The sequence below is a fragment of the Halomonas sp. ATBC28 genome (assembly GCF_005937175.1).
In the GTDB taxonomy this organism is placed as follows: Bacteria; Pseudomonadota; Gammaproteobacteria; order Pseudomonadales; family Halomonadaceae; genus Vreelandella; species Vreelandella titanicae.
Genome location: NZ_VCQL01000014.1, coordinates 18418 through 40255, shown reverse-complemented (window position 1 = coordinate 40255; position 21838 = coordinate 18418). Strand labels below are relative to the sequence as shown.

Genomic DNA, 21838 nt, shown 5'->3' with positions numbered 1-21838 from the left:
CCTTACGTATCAATGGCGGATTGTGTCTTCGCGATTTCGGTCAGAAGATCCTTATCCTCGACCGTGAACGCGGCACAGGCATCGAGTGCGACCGCATACTTCACATTGAGCACACCCATGGGCACGGGTAGAGGGATGCGGGGAAATCCGTCTTCGACGCGGAACGCAGTGCGCTTACCTATGATCCATCGTCGATCACTAAAGTCGTGCGACCAGTCGAATCCAGTCGCTGTCAGCAATCGCTCCCAAGTCCCGTAGGCAGTCAGGGAAGCGAACTTAAAGATATCCTCAACGACCTGCACATGATCCGAAAGTGTCATGCCCTCCGGCTTGATTGCGGCATCAACATCATGAACTAGCAGAAAGACTTCGGCGCCAGCTACATCTGCGAGTTGATCCGCAGATGAGATCTGTACCTGTGGTTTTGATGCACCTCGGCGTGCCTTCACCTCCATGCACATGCCATTAAGCTCGAAGTCCTTAGCGCCATCTTCGGGGCCGCGCCAAGCCTCAATTGCCGCCTCTTCCCCGATCACAGTACACAGGAGTTGGAGAACCTGGAGCTCCCCGAGTAAGCCTCTTTGTTCCTCGACACTTAAGCGTTCTGAAGATCCGCCTCGCAGTAGATGGTGCCAACGAAGGGTGCGGCGTACGGTTCGATCGAGGGCGTCCGACGGAGTTTCACCTTGCTCACCTGCCGAGACGATGTCCATGCATAAGCTGGCGAAAAGTTCGATTTGTTCCTGATCGCGAAGCGCTAGGAATAACGCGTCTCGCGCTCCCAGCTTACGATATCTGATATCGAGGCTCTTTATCTGAGGAAGAGGCAGAACCCTATTGGCCCCATCTGGCAGAACGAGTGCGAGCGCCACGCAATTGTTTTCAACAACTGCCCAGAAAAAATCGTGGTGACCTCGTTTGTCGACGCGGCGCGCCTCATTAAATCCCAGCCCATCCCACAGTTGTACTTTAGACATCTACCATCTCCGGATCTTCATCTTGGTCTTCCTCGCCGAACACTTCGCGGAGCATGGTAGTGTTCATGACGTACTCGACTTTTTCATCCGGGCGTGACGAGAATGGAAAGCTGATGCCGAAAGCAACAACCGGTTCCACCGGTAGGAGGTGATCATACCTCTCTCTGTGCTTGGTCTTTTCAGGAAGCTTGACCGCAATTAGGTAAATAATTAATAGGGGTTTCTTTCGTACTTCCCTATAAATACGATCTGGAAAATTTACATTTTTATTGCCGTTGAGCCTTTCTTTGACTAGAAATTCAGCTTCGGCTCGTGCTGCATCTTCTGGCGCTACTCCAATCTTTTCAACTCCCCTCGAGGCAACTCTTGCACGTGATCCGCTGACCGATAATATTTTATCCTCGAGTCTTTCGACACCTACGCTCCTACGAATTGGTCCGATCGGCCAGCCGATGATATTGTTGCTGGCCTCGTTATCTCTAACACTCGCAAAGAACACGTCCCATTTATTGAGCTCATCATGGGCACGCAGATCGATATATCTGCGCAGCGGCTCGATGGTGGTTCCAACACTTTCTGGTGCATTCTGAAAGTGAAGTAGAAAGTCATCTATACGCGCCACATCGACCCCCTGCAGGAGAAAGCCACCGCTTTCGCGCTTATCATCTGTAAAATCGTAGCCGTCTGCTCTCAAAGCTGAGGCAAAAGAATGAGCCGCGCTCCTGTTACTCTCCAGAACATCTGGCACGTTTCTAAGTTTGTGCGTCTCGACATACCCGTTCGAAAGGCCGATTTTTACATGTTTCTCCCCTGAGCCGAGCTTGTTTCGCGCGGTTACCAATAGAGACGAAGGATGGCTACGCACCGCCAATCCAAATTGTAGAGGTGTCGCACGATCTCGCTGCATACGACGAAGCTCTTCATGAAGTTCTTCGGTCGCCTCGGCTATATGGGCATACCAGCCAATTGCCTGGGGCGGCATCCAGACCCGGCAAAGATCCTCATAGTTGCCCCGGTAACCAAACCAGCGTCCCATCTGCATGAGAGTGTCATACATCATCGAGTTGCGCAGAAAGTAGGAGACAGTTAGTCCTTCAAGAGTGAGTCCTCGAGACAGCGAGAACCCCCCGACTGCAATCACGGTTAGCCCGCGCTCACCTGCTGCAGAGTAGTCGAGATCATTGACCCGGCTATTCACTTCTACGACCTTTGCGGCACCTATCGAGCTGAGCATCTGCATCTGAATCTCGTCCCAGTCCGGCCATGCCTCATAGAACTCGGCGGCCCATATTTCGCGCAGTGCCGCAATCTCCGGATCCTGAATTCCTCTCTCACCCAGAGAGGCGTTGATGCGGATGGAATCTCGGATTGTATTGAGCGCATCCTGTAACCTGTTGCGAATCAGGCCTTGCATTCGGGTGAAACGACTGGCGTTGACTAACATCGATGCGTGCTGATCGCGCTGCCCTCGCAAGTCGCGGATAGTCCGCGCAACAAGAAATGTACGAAGCGCCTCAATCATGCTGTAGGGAACCGAAACAAGGTCATCCTCTTTTTTGTGTCGGACCGGCAGTACATCACCGTTGTCGATGATGTTACGCAGATAAAGCGGCTTTTCCTCATCTGGTATACCGTCAAGGAAAACTTTGCGTGGCCCAAAATAGTTGTCTGGGGCATCGAGACCGATGATGAAATCCCGAGGAAAAAGGTCTTCCTCCTCCATCTTCTCTTCCTGTTCGGGATCAATGAAGATGTTCGCGAACGGAGTCGCGGTATAACCTACATAGCAACTACGACGGAAAAGTCCGAGCAGTTCCCGAATCTGTCCATTGATCCGAGAGACCTCATTCTTCCCATATTTTACATTGATAGATGCATTGTCTGCCTCGTCATCGATCATCAGCATCGGCTGGTCGACCATTTCGGACGAATGATTCGCACTGTGCTCTCGCAGCCACTCGGTCAGATTGCGCAGAGTATGCATGTTCTTCTTAATTACGAGTACAACAGGGACTGCGTAGGAGGCGATCTGGCTCGTGTTCGAAGTTGCTGTGGATTTGTTAAAATCCCGTATTGTGTTGGTGAGGCTTACAGGGGTGAATCTGTCATCAAACTCGGCAACCCCAATGAGCTTGGGCCTTACGCGGGTATCCATTTGGGCTAGACGGGCGGTGTCGCGCCCAATAAAGCCCTCGTCTATCCGGCTTTGCGTTTGGTTTCGCAAATTGTTGTGAAGCCCGGCGATCACTATAATCAATCGATACCCTACGTCTGCTGCCTTACAGACCAAACCGGTATAATTGGCAGTCTTGCCACTCTGAACGTGGCCTACGACCATGCCCTTACGATCCCACGTCCGTTTATCGCGAGGATTTCCGAGCCGCCCAAGAATTTTATCCGTTACTTGGTCCGTCCCGTAAATGACGTCCTGAGGTAGTTTTTTCTTGATAAGAAGCTTTTTGTAGCGAGACCAGTAGTACCAAGGGTCAGACCCGCTCTCAATTTCAGGTCTGACTGATTCGAGCCACTGTTCAAAGTCATCACCGTCGACCACAGCACCAAGCCCCATGCTGACGCCAATCCGCTCCTCGATCTCGCGTGCCAGCATTTCTGCGTCATCATCGGATACATTCGGAAAAATCGGCGCTTGGCGTACAGATGCGATAAGTTTTCTGATGCCTTCAGGGGTACGCCGAGTACTATCGACGAGTCCGTGAGAGACCATGTTATCTAACATGTCGAGCTGGCCTGTCATTCCATTCCCTCCTGTTCGAGAATCTTGGCGAGCACGGGTTCAACCCGCTCCCACTCGTTGCGGAACATATCTGTCGTCTTCATCATTGAGTGCACGGCCTCTTTAGAGACACCCTGACCGAGTAAATGCGGAACCATCGAGACTAGGGCCTGCTCCAGCGCATCCAATTCGGCATTTGTCGCCTTGACGGTCTCGGCCTGACCTAGCATGTCAGCGTGCAATGAGTCTACAGGTAGGCCAGCGCCGACAAGCGCGATGCAATTCCTGAAATCTCGCCGTTGATCTTCGGGCAGGCGCTTCTCGAACTCGGCAAGAGCTGGATGGTCGATGTTCGGCTGGTATACAATTTCCCCATTCTTCAGTATCCGTTGCCACAACGGCACCCGGGTCTCGTCAGTCAGCTTCTGCCCTCGCTTTCTATAAGTCCGCTTGGATGTCTGCACAAAGCGTTCGATGATGTTTTTGAGTCGCTCACGCACCGCCGGTGGGAGCTGGGCAGATGCTTTCTTGACATCGATTTTCCAGTCGGAATCCATCGTGTTCGGGATGTCCACTCGAATACGACACAGTTTGGTTAGCTCAGTCTGGCGCGCGAGGCCAAGCCAGCCTCCTCTAATAATTAGGCGATCACCCCGATAAATGTAGAACCCCTGTGATCGGAGGTGCCCTTCAGGCCCACCGAGTTCATCCCACTCGTCCTGCCTCAGGGCCTTGTGGTGGGGAATAGTGAAGCTACGAATATGTACGACACCTTGCGCGAGGGTCAGTGTTTCTTCAGGATCAATTTGAGTTGCGGGGTGTTTCGTTGCAAAAGGATCAATCGGATCCAATATGCGGCTGTTGATGGATATCGAAAGCTTGCCCTTGCCCTTGCGTTCCATGAACCGATGAAAAACAACCCGCAGATGCCTCTCCGCGCCTGCCAGTGCATGATTGATGTTCTGTGTGCGTTTGCGGACATCATGCCGATAGCCGCCATCGACACGATCAAGTTTTTCCCAAAGAACGAGGGTTCCATCTTCGTGCAACAGGTCGGCTTGGGGGATATTGTTGTCTTCTTTGATCAGTGAGATCTCCCATCGATCGGACTTGGCAATCTCATCCAAATCCCATCGTGCACCTGACATCACGCCATTACGCCGCGATAGGACAGTCAACCTGCGACATTGAGAAAAACTGGCGCTCTTAAGGCCAAGACCAAATCGCCCGAGATCAGTTGAAGGCCTTTCCAAGCGAGGGTTTTTGCTGCCAAGGCGCAATGCCTCAATCAATTCCGCCTGATCCATTCCACTGCCATTGTCTATGATGGCAACCGATGGGGCATCAGTAAGGGTATCTGCAAAAATGTGGACGGAGGATGCGCCTGCAGTTATGGAATTGTCGATAATGTCAGCAAGCGCAGTGGACAGCGTATACCCTATATCCCTCAAGCTCTCTATCAGTGCCGAGGCATGAGGTGTTGTATCTGCCTTTTTTAAATTCTCATCAATCAAGTAAATAGCCTTACTACTGAGTCCAGGGTGAGCTAAACCGCATCATACTTTATGCATCGAGCCGCTAGGATGAGTGATAAAGCTGGCCTTCATATTGCCAGTATCCCGAATTATTCATCAGACTAACCTAAAAATATAAAAAAATACGTATGTTATTCTCTTACGGAGTTAGTCATTTTCGTCAAGAGCATGACTACAAGAAGCCAACTGCTATGTTTGAAAGCGTAATCTCTTGAATCCCTTAGGGGAATGGCAAATTATTGGATCATATAATCCTTTTATGTACGCCATTCCCACGGTCACTTCTGCTGCCCAGGTTCACTCCACACGCCACGTCGTCATCAAGATTGCTTAACTCCGGCTGGTACCGAAAGTGCGCACCCCTAGCCCATACTGCTTCGTCTCCGCTTTGCAAAGATAAGAGGCGCGGTAGAATGCCTCCTGAAAGCTGTTCGCATCACCCCGGTCGATCCAATAAAACGGATTAGCAGGCACATGAACCCATGGATCTTGAGGATTCCAAACAATCCCTAGCGCGCTGTACCAAGCGCGTGACACGCGGCTGATAAGGTTTTCATTGGGAGAGCATGCCCTGCCAAGCATGTGATAAGCATCGCGGTTGAATAGGAAAAAGAAGTGGTAGTGCGGCTTACCATTGCTGCCGATCTCTCGGCTCCATACGTATCGCACTTTGGTATCTGGTACCCAGCCATTCTGGCGCTTCCGTTCTCGGTCGTGTTTGATGATGGCTTTCAGGGAAGCAATGAACCGTTTAATCAATCGCTTGTGGTCTTCTATCGTCAATCTTTCGCTTATTTCCGTAGGGATAACGGGGTCAACCCGGAAGGCTAATACGCGTGGATACTCATTCAGGGCTTTATGTACTGTGTCGTAAAGCGCCTGGAGGTATTCACTTGCCATCGGCAGGTATTTCTCTTGGGTGCTTAGCCCGTTGAACATTGGGGTATAGGCAAAGTTTAGGTTAGCGTTTGAGTAACGTGGTGGTAGCATTTTAATCTCCTTGATAGGTGTAGTAGCCCATGACTTCCGCGGCATGGGCGTTTATGTCAGGCACGACGAATCCTCCAGCGATTGCTGGATTCATTACGAGGGTGGTGTATCGGTTATTAGCCTTTCGGTGGCTACTTAGGTACGGGGCTTGAGGCCCCTCCCATTACCCTTTGGTTAGATTAATAATAATTAAACAAGGGTCAGGAAGGCTGATGGTAGTTCGATAGATGTAGGTGGGTGCTAGCTGAAGGGATGGAAAGCCAGTGGATAATCAACTCTTAAGTTAAATTATCGAAAGCTGGTTTAATCTCTATAGCGCTTTTTCATCTCTGCGCTCAATGCTTTCACAAATCCAGGTTTCAATTTCACTTTCGACCCAGGCAACCGCTCGGGTACCCAGTTTAATAGGCTGGGGGAATTGTCCCAGGTTGATGTACTTGTAGACCGTCGATCTGGCCAGCCCAGTACGATCCATGACGTCTTTGATGCGGATCAGTTTCATGCTCATGACGAACTCCTGTTATTCGTTCATGAGATGAGGCGGCTGAGTATTTTTAATTGAAGAGTGACAAGAATATCCACAGCGCTACTTACTGGAGGGAGTAGGAGAATCAGATGTGGGGTCACCCAGCCCATCACTGAATGTTGAGAGGCAATCCTGATAATGTTTTCGCCAATACGATTTTAAATCCACAAACACCGCGGTAGTGAGGTGGCTATCATTCAGCTTATGCTCAACATAGTGGGTGCTATAACCACGTAGCTGAAACATGGGCAGGCGTTGCTTATCAGGTGTATCGGAAAATACAGGAATCAGCATGAACGATGTCGCCTCGTAGTCGATATCACTATGTTGGCCGGTATAGTCCTGCAGCGTATGTTGAAGTTGTTTGGCTAGGTGATGAGATAAGGCGTAGAACAATATAACAAGAGGCGAATAGCCGGCTGGCTTGTCCGATAGAGCTGCTTCGGTGTCGCTATATGCTTTCCCTCCATCTTCTTTTGTTACGTTTTCAGGTATGTGGCCTAACCGATGCGCAATCCCCGCAATGATATCAGGGTGTGGTTCGTCAGGGCCTAGCTGCCCCTCTTCTACAGCTACCCAAGACGTAGAAAGTAACCACATGGCATCAGCATGAACAATCGTTAGCAGCCAGTCAGCGTCATCTTCATCGTAGCTACGGAGCAGCAGTTTGGTACCGTGCTCTAGGTAGCAAATGCTTGGCAGTAATGCCTGGGCACAATCCATCACTCTTTTAATCTTATCGTATTCAGCTTGGCGAGCATTGGCAGTGTCAAACGCCTTTATGGCAGCCTCATAAGTTTGGAATCCGCTTGAGGTGATGTCTTTGGGCGTATCGCTCTTGGCAGCATCGGTAATGCCGTATTGTTCCAGCAATGTCTTGAGCTGTAGATCACAAACTCCTGCAGTCATTACCGCATCAATAATCCCATCAGTTATACGCGTTTGCTTAAGATCAGGTCTTGAAGGTAATAAATTAATAACTACTGCTTTGCTGTCACCGTTGCCCATAAGCGGGTGTGCTAGATCAAGCAAATAGATGGATGTTTTACGAGCGTTTGCTTTTGGGGCGTATCGCCCCGACTGATGATGCGCAATGATCTCTAAATCGACCAGCTTCTTTAACTGACTAGTAATTCTGTAACGCGACATACCGGTTAGGCGGTGCATCGCGGATAAGCTAAGCCTGGTCACAATTCCTGGCGAATCAACATGAGCCAATAACACCATCAACAGCCAGCGATTAGGTAGCGTCAAGCCTGTACGGCGAAGACGTCCTTTGTCCATTAAATCCGATTTTTTATCCGTAGCAGACAACCGGGTTGTTTTTGCCAATGTGGCGATTTCTTCAGCGTGGTGTTCACAACTAGGTTTCGGGATCGCTTCAATTGCCTTCACCAACTTGGCAGATAAGCAATAACGCGATGCGGGCCTTCCTGGACCATTATTCGGTAGGAGCTCTATCTCAACAAATAGCTCCTGCTTATCGCCCTGTTTGCTGGTGAGTACATCCCAAGCACGACGACCCTGCGCATAGGTTAGGCCTAGGTGGGTAAAGAGGTTTTGCAGAGGGAGTTTTGTGCTCTGATCAAGACCAATAACTGTAGCCCATCGCATCAGAAACCAGCGCGCTTCAGGTGTCAATCGAGAGTTGTGGTAGGTAAGTAGCACATTGTTCATATCAAGCAATATACGCTATTTTTCGAATAATAAAAATCCGATTTCACTACTGTGATATGGAAAGATTAATACAGTGTATTATGATGCTGTATTTAAGTAATGTATTTTTACATTGTGAAAGAATAGTGTAGTAATGCAATGTGAACTAAATTAGTTATCACGAGTAGGGGCTGCTGATGGCACGACCGTTTGATTGGATAGAAACGAAGAATCATGACCAGCTGGCTTGGATTGATGCTTACGTAGCGCGTAGAGCGTCGACTGGTGGGATGCCCGTTTCACTAATCCAGAGTCTGAGTTCACACAGTCACGGCACTGTGGTTGAAAAATTAAAGGCACCTAATGAAGATGCAGAGATTCGTGAGGTAAGCCGACAGATGAAAGGCGCTTGGCAAACGCACCTATACCGAAAAAAACATGGCAACCCGGTTTCCCTTCAGATGCCAAATGACACTCTGAAGAAGCTGAACGCCTTGGCTAAAAAACGCGGACAGACCCAAGGAGATACCCTTAGTCAAATCATCACCGATGCGATGAATGATCAAAAGTTCGCTACTGCGCAAGGCAGCAAAGAGCGGGAATTACTTAAAGCGAAGTTAAAAAAACAGCAGGAAACTGCCCATCAAGCCGAGCAATTCTACAAAGACGTTGTGAATAGGTTGCGGGATGCCTTGCCGGTAGAGATAAGACAACGCTTCTGTTTTGAGGCGATAGTAGGAGAATTAAGTAGTTCACTGATGGTTCATGTTGATAAAAAAAAGAATAACGACTCAGTAGAAAAAGGTGTTTCAGCTTTAGAGCCTGTTGCTCCCAAGACAAAAGTGGAAAGCTCTAATATAGGAGCTACCTTAGAAAAGCTCATGCAAGAGAGCCCAGAACAGAATGGTCATTAAGACTCTGGTGACGAGACGGTTACCTAAATTCTTTGAAGACATGTCGTATGGTTCCTGTGTGCTATCACTTTCCTTCCGAACTTAGCGTGAATCCACATCGGCACGTAGCTTACACAAAATGGGTAGTATAGAGGGTAGTATCTCTAATGTTTCTCAATCATTTTGAATATAAACGTATAATTTTTATACGTTTTATAATTTTATTCTATTTTAAGATTCAGAATATTGAGTGAAGTTATCTAGCACCTGAGGAGCATGATTAGCGACTAGGTAGGGGAATCAGCTAGGCGAAAATCAGCATGTAGGTGTTGTCAATGCTCGCGCTGGGCCTGTTTGTGGGGGGCGTGCATGGGCAACTCCACCAGAGCCTGCGGCCATAGGGTGCGGGCTTTATCAAGGGTGTTATCCAAATTAGGTTTGATTGAGCGCCAGGGAGTATCGGCTTTTTTGGCCTGCTAAATTGAACGCGGTGGTGCGCTCGTTTTCCATACACACTGGTAGCCACAATGTCGTAAGCTGGTGATTGCCGCAGAATGCTCAATCGATCCATTTACCCCGCCTTTCCATTGTTAGTCTTCATCCCCTAGCAAGCCCTTCCACGGGTCATCAATGACGCTATCGCTGCCACTCAAGCCGCTCAAGAGCAAATCGCTGCATGGCACAGGAACCGGGGGATTTGCGGCTGGTTACCCACCAGGTCAATATCACCGCACTGATGGGTGGCGGCGTTGGTTCGGGGGAGATGATCGTGGCGCGTCCAGTGGATGAATCGTTGCAGGTCGTGGGGCGGTTAAGCGTTAGCGGCTAATAATTTGCTTCTTATCCACATGAGACTTTATAAAGTAAAAACCGATATAGATTAGGAACTCTTTATGAAAGCCGTTGTTTTTGAGCAATTTTCCGCCCCTCCCCGCGTCCAGCAATTACCTGATCCCACTCTTGAGCCGCATGGCGTTGTGGTGAAAGTGATGGCGACAGGAGTTTGTCGCAGCGACTGGCATGGCTGGGTGGGGCATGACACCGATATCCAGCTTCCCCATGTGCCGGGCCATGAGCTGGCAGGCGTAGTCGAAGCCGTTGGTAAAGATGTAAAGCAATGGCGCCTTGGCGACCGCGTCACGGTGCCGTTCGTGGGTGGCTGTGGCACTTGCCCAGAGTGTCACTCGGGCAACCATCAGGTGTGCGATAGCCAGTTTCAGCCCGGCTTCACTCACTGGGGCTCATTTGCCGAGTATGTGAGTATTCACTATGCCGATGTGAACTTGGTTGCGCTGCCAGAGACACTCGACTTCGCGACGGCGGCCAGCCTGGGCTGTCGGTTTGTCACTTCCTTTCGGGCGGTCGTCGATCAGGGCCAAACATCGGCTGGGCAGTGGGTGGCCATTCACGGTTGCGGAGGTGTTGGTCTATCCGCCGTAATGATTGCCAACGCCATCGGTGCCAACGTCGTTGCCATCGATATTTCGGAGGAGGCGCTTACTCTGGCCCGTCAACTGGGCGCCGTTGCCACTGTGAATGCCGCCAAGGTGGCCAATGTGGTTGAAGCAGTTGCGGAAATAACCCGAGGTGGTGCTCACGTATCGTTGGATGCGCTAGGGCACCCGACGACCTGCTTTAACTCGATCAGCAATCTGCGTAAACGCGGCAAGCATATTCAGGTCGGGTTGATGTTGGCCGAGAACAGTACGCCTGCCATTCCCATGAGCAAGGTCATAGCCCATGAGCTTGAAATACTGGGTAGTCACGGCATGCAGGCCCACCGTTATGACGCCATGCTGGCGATGATCGAGTCAGGAAAGCTGGCGCCTGAAAAGCTGATCGGCAAACGAATCAATCTTGAACAGTCCATTGATGCGCTAATGAACATGGATAAGTTCGAAGGGGCGGGCGTGACGGTGGTGACCGAGTTTTGAGGAAACCGCTGAGACGTTTAATAACAATTTCCTTCAATGAAACGAGGCAAATTATTCGCTCCTCATCGGCGGGTTGAGGTTTTACGCTGGGCGTATTGATAAGGAGTAAGTTATGCCATCAGACACTATTCAATCAGCACGCCGCGTGATCGCCCAGCATCCAGCCAAGCGCGATGATATCGGCGATTTAGTTACCCGGCGCCCGCTGCCGGGGCCGCAGCTTGAACAGCTCGATCCGTTTCTGTTTCTTAACCATCACGGCCCGCAGACGTATCCGGCCAATAATCGTGGCCTGCCGTTCGGCCCGCATCCGCACCGGGGCTTTGAAACGGTCACCTTTATACTGGAAGGCTCCCTGGCCCATGCCGATAGCGCCAAGCATCAAAGCGTGATCAATGCGGGCGGCGTGCAGTGGATGACCGCGGGCAGCGGCATTGTGCATGCGGAAATTTCGCCGGAGGAGTTTCTGCGCGACGGCGGCCCGTTGGAAATTCTGCAGCTATGGATCAACCTGCCGTCGCGCTTGAAAATGAGCGAGCCGCGCTATGTGGGGCTGCAGCAAGAATCCATTCCCGCTATTAAGTTGCCGGGTGGCGGTGAGCTGAACCTGATCTCAGGCGAGTGGCAGGGTAATGCTGGTCCCATCGCCACGCTAACCGGCGTGTTTATGTCAACGCTGCGGCTGCCTACCGGTAGCCAAGAACAGTTACCCGTGGCGCCAGGGCGGCAGGTGTTTCTCTACGTGGTGGATGGCGATGTCACGGTGGGAGGCGAGCCAGTCAAGCCGCATCACCTAATTGAAGTAGATCGCACAGGTGACAGCCTCGATATCGAAGCCAGTAGCGATGCGCGGCTGCTGTTTGGTCATGGCGATGTGATCGATGAGCCGGTCTACTCCCACGGCCCTTTTGTAATGAATACCCGTGAAGAGATCGTTCAGGCGGTCGAGGACTACCAGAACGGTAAGTTCGGCGGTCTGGATGCTTAGTATTTAAAGCGGCTCGCCGCGATAGTAGTGCCACAGAAACAGCGAACCCACGCTGCGCCAGGGCGCCCAGTGTTCCACCAACTGGCGGGCCTGTTTAGGCGTGGGTTTATCGTCCATGCCTTTTAAGCGGCCCAGCGCCACCCGCAGGGCAAGGTCATCAGCGGGGAAAATATCTGGGCGTTGCAGCGAGAACATCAGGTAGATCTCGGCACTCCAACGGCCAAAACCGCGTAGCTCGGTAATCGCGGCAATCGCCTCGTAGTCGCTTAGTTGTTCCAGCCCCTCGGCGCTAAAAGTGCCTGCCAACTCTGCTTCTGCCAGCCCTTTAGCGTACTCGATCTTGCGCCAGGAAAGCCCCGCATCGCGCAGCGCTTGGCCCTCTATCTCTATTACCGCTTTAGCGTGAAGCTCGGGCAGCAGTGTATTTACACGACCCATAATCGCGCGAGCCGCTTCGGTAGATAGTTGCTGGCTAACGATAGTCGAGAAGAACGTCGCAAAGCCTTTATCACGCTCGCGAGGCGAGGGCGCTCCGACTAGCGGTAGGGCGCGGGCGATATCGGGGTCAGCCTTGGCGAGTTCAGCCATGGCGTGTTCGATCGTGTTAAAAGATGGGGTATCAGCTGGCATTATTACTCCTGGTTATAATGAGTATTATATTGCTCACTAATTGAGTTTTTATATATTTATGAGTATTAAAATGCACATTCCGGAGCCTTAGGCTACACTATTGAGCATTAAACTGCTCAGTTATTAACTGCTCAATTAAGGTGTCCCACGTTGCTAACCATCCAGACATTTCATCATGGCCAGTGGCACGATGCCGCTGAGCTGGTGATTGAGCACCCAGAGCAAGGTCGTCGAGGACCTGCGCGTTTGGGCTATATCACCGATTATGCCCTTGAATGGCTGGATCGCGATGATGAGCATGCTTGCAGCCTGCTTTTGCCGATTGAACTCATGAATACTCATCAATCGCCACGCTGGTTCGCTTTTTTAGACGATATCATGCCTTCTGGGGCCAGCCGCCGTTACTGGGTCACGCAGTTGGGGATATCGGCGCTTACTGAGGCTGAACAAGATTACGCCCTATTGGCTAAAGGGACGATTGCTCCGGTGGGTAATTTACGTATTAAAGAGGCCCTTCCCGAGCGCCCAGTAGGTAGCACGCTAGAGCAGCAGCGCTTTGCCTTACGTGATGTTGTGGATCGAGATAGCGATTTTCTTGCTTATGCGCAGCAAATGGGAGCCGCTGGGGGTGGTGCGACCGGCGCTGGCGGTGAAGCGCCTAAGCTACTGCTACGCTGTTCGCCAAACGATCAGGTCTGGATCGATACCTATCAGGATGACCCGGCGAATACCGACCAGCACTATCTGGTGAAATTTCCTCGCGGCCAGCGCACCGAGCTTGATAACAATATCCTTCGCGCCGAATACCATTTCTATCATGAGCTGGCGTCACTCGGCATAGCGACGATCGACACTCAAAGGATGCGGCTACTGGAAGGCGAGCGCTATCCATCGTTGTGGTTGCCCCGCTTTGATGTTGATTACCCCGCTGGGAAGCGAACGCTGTATGGGCTGGAGTCGGTTTATTCCGCGATGAAGCGTCAGCCGGGAAGCTTCTTAAACCATTTTGACGTGATTGAGGCACTGGTTGGCCTGTTGAGCCAGCAATACCGCGTTCGCGAGTTAGGAGGTCATTTTGATACGGCGCGTTTCGTGAGCGAGTGGGTGAAACGTGATCTGCTTAATGTCGCTTTTGCTAATAGCGATAACCATGGCCGCAATACGGCGCTGTTGAAAACGCCTCAGGGAATCTGGCTGGCGCCAGTCTACGATTTTGCGCCCATGAAGGCTGACCCAGAAGGTATTATTCGCACCACCACTTGGGGCGCGCCGTTTGAAGAGGGTCCTGAATTCAGCTGGGTAGCCATTACGGAGAATTTAAATGCCTATGTGCCAGCCGAGCAGTTGATGGCAGAGCTAAAAGCGCTGGGGAGTCAGTTAGCCGGGCTAAAAGAACGACTTGCTGCGCGGGGAGTGCCGGAAGCGTTGCTAGTATCGAATGCGGTGGGGTTAAATTATCTGGATGCTAAGCTGCGCCGCTGGGGGCTGGTATGAAACGCAAAGAACTCTCTAGCATTGAGCGCGAGGCACTACTTATGGCGCTATTGTCCCAGCTGCTGCGGGAAGAGATCAGCTCAGGGCAGGTGCTGCGTCAACTACGCCGCGAAGTATTGGGAATGTCGCAGACACAATATGCCGAGCTGGTGGGTATCAGTCGCCGCACCTTGTCTGATCTGGAAGCCGATAAAGCAAGCCCTACACTGGCGCTGCTAAACCAAGTATTCCGCCCCTTGGGCCTGCAAACCGGCTTGGTGCCGCGTAACCGTCATCTGCGTGAGCGGTTGCTTTCAGTGGAATCCCCTAGCGCCTGACCGCCAAACACCTTATCCAAACATTTCCTATTCAACCCAACTTAACGATTGTGTTCGCCCGCTAACTTTTTAAACGCAGCATGTTTCTACTTTCGTCTAATCCTGCGATCATTTGCGCCATCGTGATACCAACCGGGCGGTATCCCAAGGAGTTAAGCATGCAGGATTCGACAGCATCGTCGTCTCAAGGGCTGGCGCGCAACCCGCGTTTGGCCGAATTTGTGTTGGCGCTGGGCGGCTTTGGAATCGGCACCAGCGAGTTCGTCATTATGGGCCTGATGAACCGTGTGGCGGGTGATTTAGCGGTAACGGTGCCGCAAGTGGGTTACGCAATAAGCAGCTACGCCTTGGGCGTGGTAGTCGGTGCGCCGCTGATTTCGGCGCTGGCCGCGCGAGTACCTAGGCGGTCGCTGTTGATTATGCTGATGCTGGTATTTGCGGTGGGCAATATTGCCAGTGCCATGGCACCAGGGTTCTGGTCATTCGTAGGGTTGCGTTTTCTGGCTGGCTTGCCTCACGGCGCCTATTTTGGCATCGCCGCACTGGTGGCCGCGGGAGCCGTGCCGATAGACCAACGGGCGCGGGCTGTTTCCCGGGTGATGATGGGTTTAACCGTGGCGATTCTGATCGGTGCGCCGCTGGGTACCTGGGCGGGTAACCTGTTGGGTTGGCAGATCGCCTTTGCGGGTGTCGGTGGTATTGCGTTGCTCACCGCCCTGTTGATCCGCTTCTATGTACCGGTGCAGCCCGTCGATACTCTAGCAAGCCCGGTGCGTGAGCTTTCAGCGCTGCTTAAGCAGCGGGTGTTGGTTACCCTGGCGCTTGCCTGCATCGGCTGCGGCGGCATGTTCGCCATTTTTAGCTATGTGATGCCGACATTAACCCAGCAGGCGGGTATGAGCGAAGCGCTGGGGCCGTTGGTGCTGGTCATTTTCGGCCTGGGCTCTATTGCCGGTAACTTAATCGGCGGGCGCATGGCGGATAAAAACCTGATGCGTGCCATACCTACCATTCTGCTCTGGTGTGGCGTGGTACAAGGGTTGTTTTACTTTGCGGCGAATAACGTTTGGACGGGGCTGCTGTTTGTTGGCCTGGTGGGCACCAGTATGGCACTAGCGCCTTCATTACAAACCCGCTTGATGGATGTGGCGGAAGATGCCCAAACCATGGCGGCCTCACTCAACCACGCGGCCTTTAACGGTGCCAATGCCCTAGGGGCGTGGCTTGCTGGCTTGGCAATCAGCGCTGGCTTTAGCTGGTCGAGCACGGGCTTGGTCGGTGCGGGATTGGCACTCTGTGGCTTGGTGATTTTTGCCGCTGGGCGATGGTTGGAAAAGCGCACCTACGGCGCCGTGGCCCAGCGAGCCTAGCGTTGGCTAACGTTGCATTGTGATTGGCCAGCTGCCTAGTTATCGAACAGTGATAATTAACATGGCTAAAAAGTCGAATTCTCTCTACTGTGTAAGAGTAGTAACCCATAAGGAGATGACCATGCACATTCAGGTATTGAATTTGACACGCATATTGACCCTCGGCGCGGTGGTGGCGTTAACCATTGGCTTGGTGGGTTGTGGTACCACTACCGGAGAGCGCGCTACTAGCGGCGCGGGTGTCGGTGCTGCCATTGGCGCGGGTGCCGCAGCCGTAACCGGTGGTAGCGTCGTTCAAGGTGCCGTTATCGGCGGTGGCGTTGGTGCTGCCACCGGTGCCGCCACCGATGCAGATGACATCAATCTCGAATAAGTAATGGTTGATCTCTTAGCGACACAGCCTAAATCCGCGCATGCCCATATGAAAGTGATCCGCATGCGCGGCGTTGTAATCGGGCCCCAATACATTACCGAAGGTATGGCAGGCGCCATCCCGCGCAGCGCGTAAAAACTCACCTACCTCGCCTTCATCATCCCAGTCATTGATCAGCGTAATACGCTGGCCGTTCTCAAACTGAAATCCCACTACATCCAGCGCTTCGGCGGTGGCGTGTTCGCTGCGCCTGCCGGCTTCGCGGCCATAAACGTTACGGCAGGCAAAGCTACCTACGTGGTTAACCTGGCTCACTCGGCTACCCAGAATCTCCTCGGCGACAGGCTGTAACGCGTGGCGTTCATACATGACCCACGCCAGCGCCATCGGGCAGGAGGCCACGAAACTCTGATTGAACGCGACGCCGCTAGAGTGCATGCGCACGATATTGGCAAGCGGGCAGCTCGCCGTGGGGGCGTAATCGGCCAATGGCGTATAGCGCAGCTCGCCCTCGGGGACGGTATCTAACGCAGCTAAACAGCCTGCGCGGTCGTCTGCCAAGCGGCTTAACTTAAGCTGTGTGACCGGCGTAATGGGGTCGTCAATATGCAGCGGAGCCCATGGCGCCCAGTGGCGGGGAATCTCAATGATGCCTTTTTGCAGGGCTACGCCCAGCGCAATCAGGGCTAAAATAAATAGCGTACTGCGCATGCCTACCTCCCTGTATGTCACCACCAACGCTACAGTCGTCACGCTGGGTGTGCGATACTGCGCAGCCTTGCTGCTCTGCTGCAGTCGCTTTACTTGCGTTTACTACGTTTTTCGCTACTTATTTTGCTAACTGAAGGGAAAGTACTTCATGTCCCAAGGTACGCTGTTTATCGTTTCTGCCCCCTCAGGTGCTGGCAAGACTAGCTTGGTGCGCGAGCTAATCGAAAGCCTGGATGGGATTCAAGTGTCGGTGTCGCACACTACGCGTGCCAAGCGCGAGGGTGAGGTGAATGGCGTCAATTATCATTTCACCGATGTAGCCGAGTTTGAAGCGATGATCGCGCAGGGTGAGTTCTTCGAGTATGCCAAAGTATTTGATAATTACTACGGCACCTCGCGCCAGGCAGTAGAGGTATTGCTAGCGGCAGGTCAGGACGTCATTCTGGAAATCGACTGGCAGGGCGCTCAGCAGGTACGCACACAAATGCCTGATGCAGTGTCGATTTTTATTCTACCGCCCTCCCGCGAGGAGCTGGAGCGACGTCTTGCTAGCCGTGGCACCGATGAGCATGCGGTGATTGCCCGGCGGATGCGCGATGCGGTGAGTGAAATGTCCCATTACCACGAATATGATTACCTCGTCGTTAATGATGACTTCACCACGGCGCTGCAGGAGTTACAGTCACTGGTGATCAGCCGTCGCTTAAGTCGCCCGGTAATGACCGAGCGCCACGCGCCGCTGTTGGCTGCGCTCTTGTCACAGACGCCTACGGTCGAGTAATCTATACGGTTCTACTACTTTCTATTGCGTTGCACTATTTTTGTCGCACCATTTTTTCACTGGGTCGGCGCCGTTCTCTACGGTGTCGGCCCGGTTCCGTCATAACAGGAAGGCTCCCATGGCTCGCGTAACCGTTGAAGATTGTCTTGAAAATGTTGAAAACCGTTTCAAGCTGGTGATGATTTCCACTCAGCGCGCTCGCCAGCTGGCGCGCGGCTCCCGCGATGCTCTGCTACCTTGGGAAAATGATAAACCTACGGTGATGGCGCTGCGTGAAATTGCCGCAGGCCTGGTCGATCACACTGTACTGGACGAGCCCGTTGAAGCTGCTGTTCGTCCGCGCCCGGCTATGGCGCCTACTCATATCGACGACTAACGTTTTCAACGAAACCGATAGAGGCGCGGTAGATGTTCACCATTGATGACCTGGCCGATAGACTCGGCGGCTATTTACCCTCGGATGAGATCCAGCAGGTCAAACGCGCCTTTTACTATGCTGAGCAGGCCCACGACGGCCAGCGGCGGCGTTCCGGCGAGCCGTACGTTACCCACCCACTGGCGGTAGCGAATATTCTTGCCAATATGCACATGGATCATCAAAGCCTGATGGCCGCCATGCTGCACGACGTTATCGAAGACACCGGGGTATCCAAAAAAGCCCTGGAGGCTCAGTTTGGCAAGCCGGTAGCAGAGCTGGTAGATGGGGTATCCAAACTTACCCAAATCACCTTTGAAGACAAAGCCGTCGCCCAGGCGGAAAATTTTCAGAAGATGGTGCTGGCGATGTCGCGGGATATTCGCGTTATCATCGTCAAGCTGGCTGACCGGTTGCATAACATGCGCACCCTGGGCGCCCTACGCCCAGATAAAAAGCGTCGCATCGCCCGTGAAACGTTGGAAATTTACGCGCGAATTGCCGGGCGGCTGGGTATCAATACGATTCGTATCGAGCTTGAGGATCTCTCCTTTCAGGCGATTCACCCCATGCGCTCGGAGCGCATCAAGCGTGCGGTTGCCAAAGCGCGGGGGCACCGGCGTAGTGCCATGCGCGAAATACAGTCCTCCCTGCAAAAAAGCCTGGACGATGACGGGCTTAATGGCACCGTCATTGGACGCCAAAAGCATCTGCTGTCGATCTATAAAAAAATGCGCGACCAGCGTAAGCCCTTTGTCGAAATTATGGATGTGTTTGGCTTTCGCATCATTACCGAAGATGTGGCCAGCTGCTACCGTATTCTAGGCGTGGTGCATAACCTCTATAAGCCGGTACCGGGGCGCTTTAAAGACTACATTGCGATTCCCAAAGCTAACGGTTACCAGAGCCTGCATACCACCTTGTTTGGTTCCCGCGGTATGCCCATTGAGGTGCAGATACGCACCCGTGAAATGGAGGCCATGGCCAATAACGGTATCGCTGCCCACTGGCTTTATAAAGCGGGGCAGACTTCCCATCCGATTGCCGAGGGCAGCCATGCACGTGCTCGCGCCTGGGTTAAGGGCCTGCTGGAAATGCAGCGCCACGCCGGCGACTCGCTGGAGTTTATCGAGCACGTTAAAAATGACCTGTTCCCCGACGACATCTACGTTTTCACGCCTAAAGGCGATATTATGGAGTTGCCCCAGGGCGCTACCGTAATCGACTTCGCCTACACCGTGCACACGGATATCGGCAATAACTGTATCGCTTGCCGCATTGATCGCCATTTGGCGCCGCTCTCGACGCGCTTAGAAAGTGGTCAGACGTTGGAAATTATCACCGCCCCCGGTGCGAAGCCCAATATTACCTGGCTCAATTTTGTGACCACCGCAAAGGCGCGTTCGGCAATCCGTCACGCGCTTAAATATCAGCAGCAGACCGAAGCGGTCATGCTGGGACGACGGTTGCTCAATAAAGCCCTGGCGCCGTTCGATACCAGCCTGGAAGAACTGGATGAGAGCGCCCTTAAGCGCGCCTTCAAAGAGTTGGATGTCTCTTCTGAAGATGCTCTGTTGGAGTCGCTCGGAATGGGCAACCGCATGACCCACGTGGTGGCACGCCGCCTAGTGGCTGCGGCGCATGGCGAAAGCTATGAGCACCCTGTAGGCGGGGAGGGCAGCAAAGCCGTCATGATCAGCGGCAGCGAAGGTATGGTGATTAATTTTGCGCGCTGCTGTCATCCGCTACCAGGCGACCCCGTGGTGGGCCACCTTTCCACAGGCAAAGGGTTGGTGGTGCATCGCGCTGAGTGTAAAAACGTAGTGGATAAGAACTTCGCCGATAAAAACGACCCTGATAAGCTCTTCGCGCTGGAGTGGTCGGACACCATTGATGAAGATTTCCCGGTCGCGCTGCGTATCGAAATTGAGAGCCGTCGTGGGCTAGTCGCAGAGCTTGCCGGGCTGGTCACCGATGCCGATGCCAATATTGAGCGGATTGGTATTGAAGAGCGCGATGCCCACCTTTCCACCGTCAATCTGACGCTGTCGGTGAAAGGTCGTGTGCATTTGGCACGCATCATTAAACGCATCCGTAACCTTCCCAACGTTGGCAAAATTACCCGACTCGCTAATTAATACTATATATAACAACATGCTGATATAAATCGGCAGCGATCGTTATTTTTCAGTATCAAATAATTAAGTGTTACCCATTACAGGAGAGAAACAACGTATGAGCAATAAGGCCGTTATCAACACCAGCAAAGCCCCCGCGGCTATTGGCCCTTACTCCCAGGCTATTAAAGCGGGCAACACGGTTTATCTCTCTGGTCAGATCCCGTTGGATCCTGCGACCATGGCGATTGTGTCAGAGGATTTTGAAGCTCAGGCACGCCAAGTCTTCACTAACCTTCAGGCAGTGTGCGAAGAAGCGGCGGGTTCGCTAAGCGATATCGTGAAGCTGAATCTGTACCTGGTGGACTTGGATAACTTTGCGATTGTTAACCAAGTCATGGAGGAGTTCTTCACCGCTCCTTTCCCCGCCCGCGCCGCCGTTGGCGTCAAAGCACTACCCAAAGGCAGCCAGGTGGAAGCGGAAGCGGTGATGGTTATCGGTGACTAGGCTTTGTTTAGCTCTAGAAAGCCGCCCTCTTTGAGTACCTGTGCATAGCCTTCGCGGTAGCTGGGAAAGCGGAACTGATAACCAGTGCTCAATATGCGCTGGTTATCGCAGCGTTTGCTCGTTCGCCGGCGTAAAGGGGACTGCATGGTCTCTGTGGCCTCTACTTTTAACTGCTCGGCCAGCCACATCATTACGTTATGCATGGTGACCGGTTCGCAGTCGCTGCCCAGGTAGATATCATCCAGCGTCTCACCGCGCTCCTGATAGCGAATCAGGTGGGCAATAATACCTGTGCAGTCGTCGCGGTGGATGCGATTGGAGTAGACCACAGGAGTGATCGCAGCCACGCGGCCTTCAGCAACCTGATGAATCAGTCGATCGCGGCCAGGGCCGTAAATGCCGGAAAAGCGAATCACCGTGCCCGGCAGGGGGTGATTGATCAGCGCCTGCTCAGCCTCGCACATTAGGGTGCCAGAGAAGCTAGTGGGGTCGGTGGGGCTCTCTTCGTTAACGACCTCACCCTCCTGCTGGCCATGCACGCTAGTTGAAGAGACGAAAAACACCCTACGTGGAGGCGTTTTGTGCTGCTCCATCACGCTCAGCACGCGCTTTAAACCTTCCGGATAGGCGCTTTGATACGCGCTCTCTTCGAAACGGTCAGCGCTGACGGTATAAACCACATAGTCAGCCTGGGGCAGGCTTTTGGCATCGGCCTCTTCAAGGCTATCCAGATCTAACGCCAGCGGTGTAATGCCGGTGTCTTTTAAGGCTTCCACGTTGCGGCGTAGGCCAATCACTTGGTGCCCTTCTTCAAGCAGCTCGCGCCCAAGGTTGATCCCTAAATCGCCACAGCCGATAATCAGTACGGTTAGCTTCACCGTGCTCACTC

General features: G+C 52.7%; 21 protein-coding genes. 12 read left to right on the top strand and 9 right to left on the bottom strand.

All coding sequences use genetic code 11. From position 1 onward, the window contains the following. Positions 1 to 2: 2 nt before the first annotated feature. The 6 genes from E0L35_RS16290 to E0L35_RS16265 form a co-directional block, all read right to left on the bottom strand. Positions 3 to 977 (bottom strand): PD-(D/E)XK motif protein, encoded by a 975-nt coding sequence (locus tag E0L35_RS16290; RefSeq protein ID WP_138800868.1) that lies wholly within the window; start codon positions 975 to 977, stop codon positions 3 to 5. Continuing rightward, positions 970 to 3732 carry a Z1 domain-containing protein gene (locus E0L35_RS16285; protein WP_138800867.1) on the bottom strand — a complete coding sequence of 921 codons (2763 nt, stop codon included), beginning with the start codon at positions 3730 to 3732 and terminating at the stop codon, positions 970 to 972. The genes E0L35_RS16290 and E0L35_RS16285 overlap by 8 nt, the downstream gene beginning before the upstream one ends. Further along, entirely contained in the window at positions 3729 to 5225 is a 1497-nt protein-coding gene (locus E0L35_RS16280; RefSeq protein WP_212751694.1) for an ATP-binding protein, read from the bottom strand. Before E0L35_RS16280 ends, E0L35_RS16285 begins: the two co-directional genes overlap by 4 nt. Before the next feature lie 351 nt (positions 5226 to 5576). Beyond that, complete coding sequence (locus E0L35_RS16275) at positions 5577 to 6236, bottom strand: inovirus Gp2 family protein (protein WP_171051174.1); 660 nt, start codon at positions 6234 to 6236, stop codon at positions 5577 to 5579. A 310-nt stretch (positions 6237 to 6546) separates the two neighbouring features. Next, on the bottom strand, positions 6547 to 6744 hold the full coding sequence (locus tag E0L35_RS16270) for an AlpA family transcriptional regulator (RefSeq protein WP_138800864.1): 198 nt from the start codon (positions 6742 to 6744) through the stop codon (positions 6547 to 6549). Positions 6745 to 6822: 78 nt separating this feature from the next. Continuing rightward, on the bottom strand, positions 6823 to 8439 hold the full coding sequence (locus tag E0L35_RS16265; protein ID WP_171051173.1) for a hypothetical protein: 1617 nt from the start codon (positions 8437 to 8439) through the stop codon (positions 6823 to 6825). A 176-nt stretch (positions 8440 to 8615) separates the two neighbouring features. Between E0L35_RS16265 and E0L35_RS16260 the strand changes: the two genes are divergently transcribed. The 4 genes from E0L35_RS16260 to E0L35_RS16245 all read left to right on the top strand — a co-directional run bounded on the left by E0L35_RS16260 (position 8616) and on the right by E0L35_RS16245 (position 12233). Further along, the gene (locus E0L35_RS16260; RefSeq protein ID WP_138800862.1) at positions 8616 to 9332 is read left to right on the top strand and encodes a hypothetical protein; all 717 of its coding nucleotides are present in this window, start codon (positions 8616 to 8618) and stop codon (positions 9330 to 9332) included. A gap of 655 nt (positions 9333 to 9987) precedes the next feature. Then, positions 9988 to 10140, top strand: a complete 153-nt coding sequence (locus E0L35_RS16255; RefSeq protein WP_249362154.1) for a hypothetical protein — start codon at positions 9988 to 9990, stop codon at positions 10138 to 10140. Between the two features lie 64 nt (positions 10141 to 10204). After that, a complete protein-coding gene (locus tag E0L35_RS16250) occupies positions 10205 to 11245 on the top strand; it encodes a zinc-dependent alcohol dehydrogenase family protein (RefSeq protein ID WP_138800861.1) in 1041 nt (346 codons plus the stop codon). A gap of 112 nt (positions 11246 to 11357) precedes the next feature. Then, positions 11358 to 12233 (top strand): pirin family protein, encoded by an 876-nt coding sequence (locus E0L35_RS16245; RefSeq protein ID WP_138800860.1) that lies wholly within the window; start codon positions 11358 to 11360, stop codon positions 12231 to 12233. 3 nt (positions 12234 to 12236) lie between these two features. Here the strand turns inward: E0L35_RS16245 and E0L35_RS16240 are convergent, their stop codons facing one another. Continuing rightward, positions 12237 to 12863, bottom strand: a complete 627-nt coding sequence (locus E0L35_RS16240) for a DNA-3-methyladenine glycosylase (RefSeq protein WP_138800859.1) — start codon at positions 12861 to 12863, stop codon at positions 12237 to 12239. Between the two features lie 150 nt (positions 12864 to 13013). Between E0L35_RS16240 and E0L35_RS16235 the strand changes: the two genes are divergently transcribed. From E0L35_RS16235 to E0L35_RS16220, 4 genes are all read left to right on the top strand, one after another. Continuing rightward, entirely contained in the window at positions 13014 to 14357 is a 1344-nt protein-coding gene (locus tag E0L35_RS16235) for a HipA domain-containing protein (protein ID WP_138800858.1), read from the top strand. After that, positions 14354 to 14674, top strand: a complete 321-nt coding sequence (locus tag E0L35_RS16230) for a helix-turn-helix domain-containing protein (protein WP_022521088.1) — start codon at positions 14354 to 14356, stop codon at positions 14672 to 14674. Before E0L35_RS16235 ends, E0L35_RS16230 begins: the two co-directional genes overlap by 4 nt. A 158-nt stretch (positions 14675 to 14832) precedes the next feature. Next, complete coding sequence (locus E0L35_RS16225; protein WP_022521089.1) at positions 14833 to 16044, top strand: MFS transporter; 1212 nt, start codon at positions 14833 to 14835, stop codon at positions 16042 to 16044. 121 nt (positions 16045 to 16165) lie between these two features. Then, entirely contained in the window at positions 16166 to 16417 is a 252-nt protein-coding gene (locus tag E0L35_RS16220) for a hypothetical protein (protein ID WP_022521090.1), read from the top strand. A 15-nt stretch (positions 16418 to 16432) separates the two neighbouring features. Here the strand turns inward: E0L35_RS16220 and E0L35_RS16215 are convergent, their stop codons facing one another. Continuing rightward, on the bottom strand, positions 16433 to 17128 hold the full coding sequence (locus E0L35_RS16215) for an extensin family protein (protein WP_022521091.1): 696 nt from the start codon (positions 17126 to 17128) through the stop codon (positions 16433 to 16435). Positions 17129 to 17276: 148 nt separating this feature from the next. On the opposite strand from E0L35_RS16215, the gene gmk reads away from it, so the two are divergent. The 4 genes from gmk (at position 17277) to E0L35_RS16195 (ending at position 20949) form a co-directional block, all read left to right on the top strand. After that, positions 17277 to 17909 carry a guanylate kinase gene (gene gmk / locus E0L35_RS16210; RefSeq protein WP_022521092.1) on the top strand — a complete coding sequence of 211 codons (633 nt, stop codon included), beginning with the start codon at positions 17277 to 17279 and terminating at the stop codon, positions 17907 to 17909. A 118-nt stretch (positions 17910 to 18027) separates the two neighbouring features. After that, on the top strand, positions 18028 to 18285 hold the full coding sequence (gene rpoZ, locus E0L35_RS16205; protein WP_007112267.1) for a DNA-directed RNA polymerase subunit omega: 258 nt from the start codon (positions 18028 to 18030) through the stop codon (positions 18283 to 18285). A 32-nt stretch (positions 18286 to 18317) separates the two neighbouring features. Further along, the gene (locus E0L35_RS16200; protein ID WP_041157433.1) at positions 18318 to 20462 is read left to right on the top strand and encodes a RelA/SpoT family protein; all 2145 of its coding nucleotides are present in this window, start codon (positions 18318 to 18320) and stop codon (positions 20460 to 20462) included. A gap of 97 nt (positions 20463 to 20559) precedes the next feature. After that, entirely contained in the window at positions 20560 to 20949 is a 390-nt protein-coding gene (locus tag E0L35_RS16195; RefSeq protein WP_022521094.1) for a RidA family protein, read from the top strand. Here the strand turns inward: E0L35_RS16195 and E0L35_RS16190 are convergent. Further along, positions 20946 to 21827, bottom strand: a complete 882-nt coding sequence (locus tag E0L35_RS16190; RefSeq protein ID WP_022521095.1) for an SDR family oxidoreductase — start codon at positions 21825 to 21827, stop codon at positions 20946 to 20948. The genes E0L35_RS16195 and E0L35_RS16190 overlap by 4 nt on opposite strands. Positions 21828 to 21838: the final 11 nt, after the last annotated feature.

Coding starts and splice junctions, on each gene's coding strand:
- E0L35_RS16200 (WP_041157433.1), top strand. CDS start 18,318: ATGTTCACCATTGATGACCTGGCCGATAGACTCGGCGGCTATTTACCC.
- E0L35_RS16240 (WP_138800859.1), bottom strand. CDS start 12,863: ATGCCAGCTGATACCCCATCTTTTAACACGATCGAACACGCCATGGCT.
- E0L35_RS16220 (WP_022521090.1), top strand. CDS start 16,166: ATGCACATTCAGGTATTGAATTTGACACGCATATTGACCCTCGGCGCG.
- E0L35_RS16245 (WP_138800860.1), top strand. CDS start 11,358: ATGCCATCAGACACTATTCAATCAGCACGCCGCGTGATCGCCCAGCAT.
- E0L35_RS16255 (WP_249362154.1), top strand. CDS start 9,988: ATGGCACAGGAACCGGGGGATTTGCGGCTGGTTACCCACCAGGTCAAT.
- E0L35_RS16230 (WP_022521088.1), top strand. CDS start 14,354: ATGAAACGCAAAGAACTCTCTAGCATTGAGCGCGAGGCACTACTTATG.
- E0L35_RS16215 (WP_022521091.1), bottom strand. CDS start 17,128: ATGCGCAGTACGCTATTTATTTTAGCCCTGATTGCGCTGGGCGTAGCC.
- E0L35_RS16270 (WP_138800864.1), bottom strand. CDS start 6,744: ATGAGCATGAAACTGATCCGCATCAAAGACGTCATGGATCGTACTGGG.
- E0L35_RS16275 (WP_171051174.1), bottom strand. CDS start 6,236: ATGCTACCACCACGTTACTCAAACGCTAACCTAAACTTTGCCTATACC.
- E0L35_RS16285 (WP_138800867.1), bottom strand. CDS start 3,732: ATGACAGGCCAGCTCGACATGTTAGATAACATGGTCTCTCACGGACTC.
- E0L35_RS16225 (WP_022521089.1), top strand. CDS start 14,833: ATGCAGGATTCGACAGCATCGTCGTCTCAAGGGCTGGCGCGCAACCCG.
- gmk (WP_022521092.1), top strand. CDS start 17,277: ATGTCCCAAGGTACGCTGTTTATCGTTTCTGCCCCCTCAGGTGCTGGC.
- E0L35_RS16260 (WP_138800862.1), top strand. CDS start 8,616: ATGGCACGACCGTTTGATTGGATAGAAACGAAGAATCATGACCAGCTG.
- E0L35_RS16250 (WP_138800861.1), top strand. CDS start 10,205: ATGAAAGCCGTTGTTTTTGAGCAATTTTCCGCCCCTCCCCGCGTCCAG.
- E0L35_RS16195 (WP_022521094.1), top strand. CDS start 20,560: ATGAGCAATAAGGCCGTTATCAACACCAGCAAAGCCCCCGCGGCTATT.
- E0L35_RS16290 (WP_138800868.1), bottom strand. CDS start 977: ATGTCTAAAGTACAACTGTGGGATGGGCTGGGATTTAATGAGGCGCGC.
- rpoZ (WP_007112267.1), top strand. CDS start 18,028: ATGGCTCGCGTAACCGTTGAAGATTGTCTTGAAAATGTTGAAAACCGT.
- E0L35_RS16265 (WP_171051173.1), bottom strand. CDS start 8,439: ATGAACAATGTGCTACTTACCTACCACAACTCTCGATTGACACCTGAA.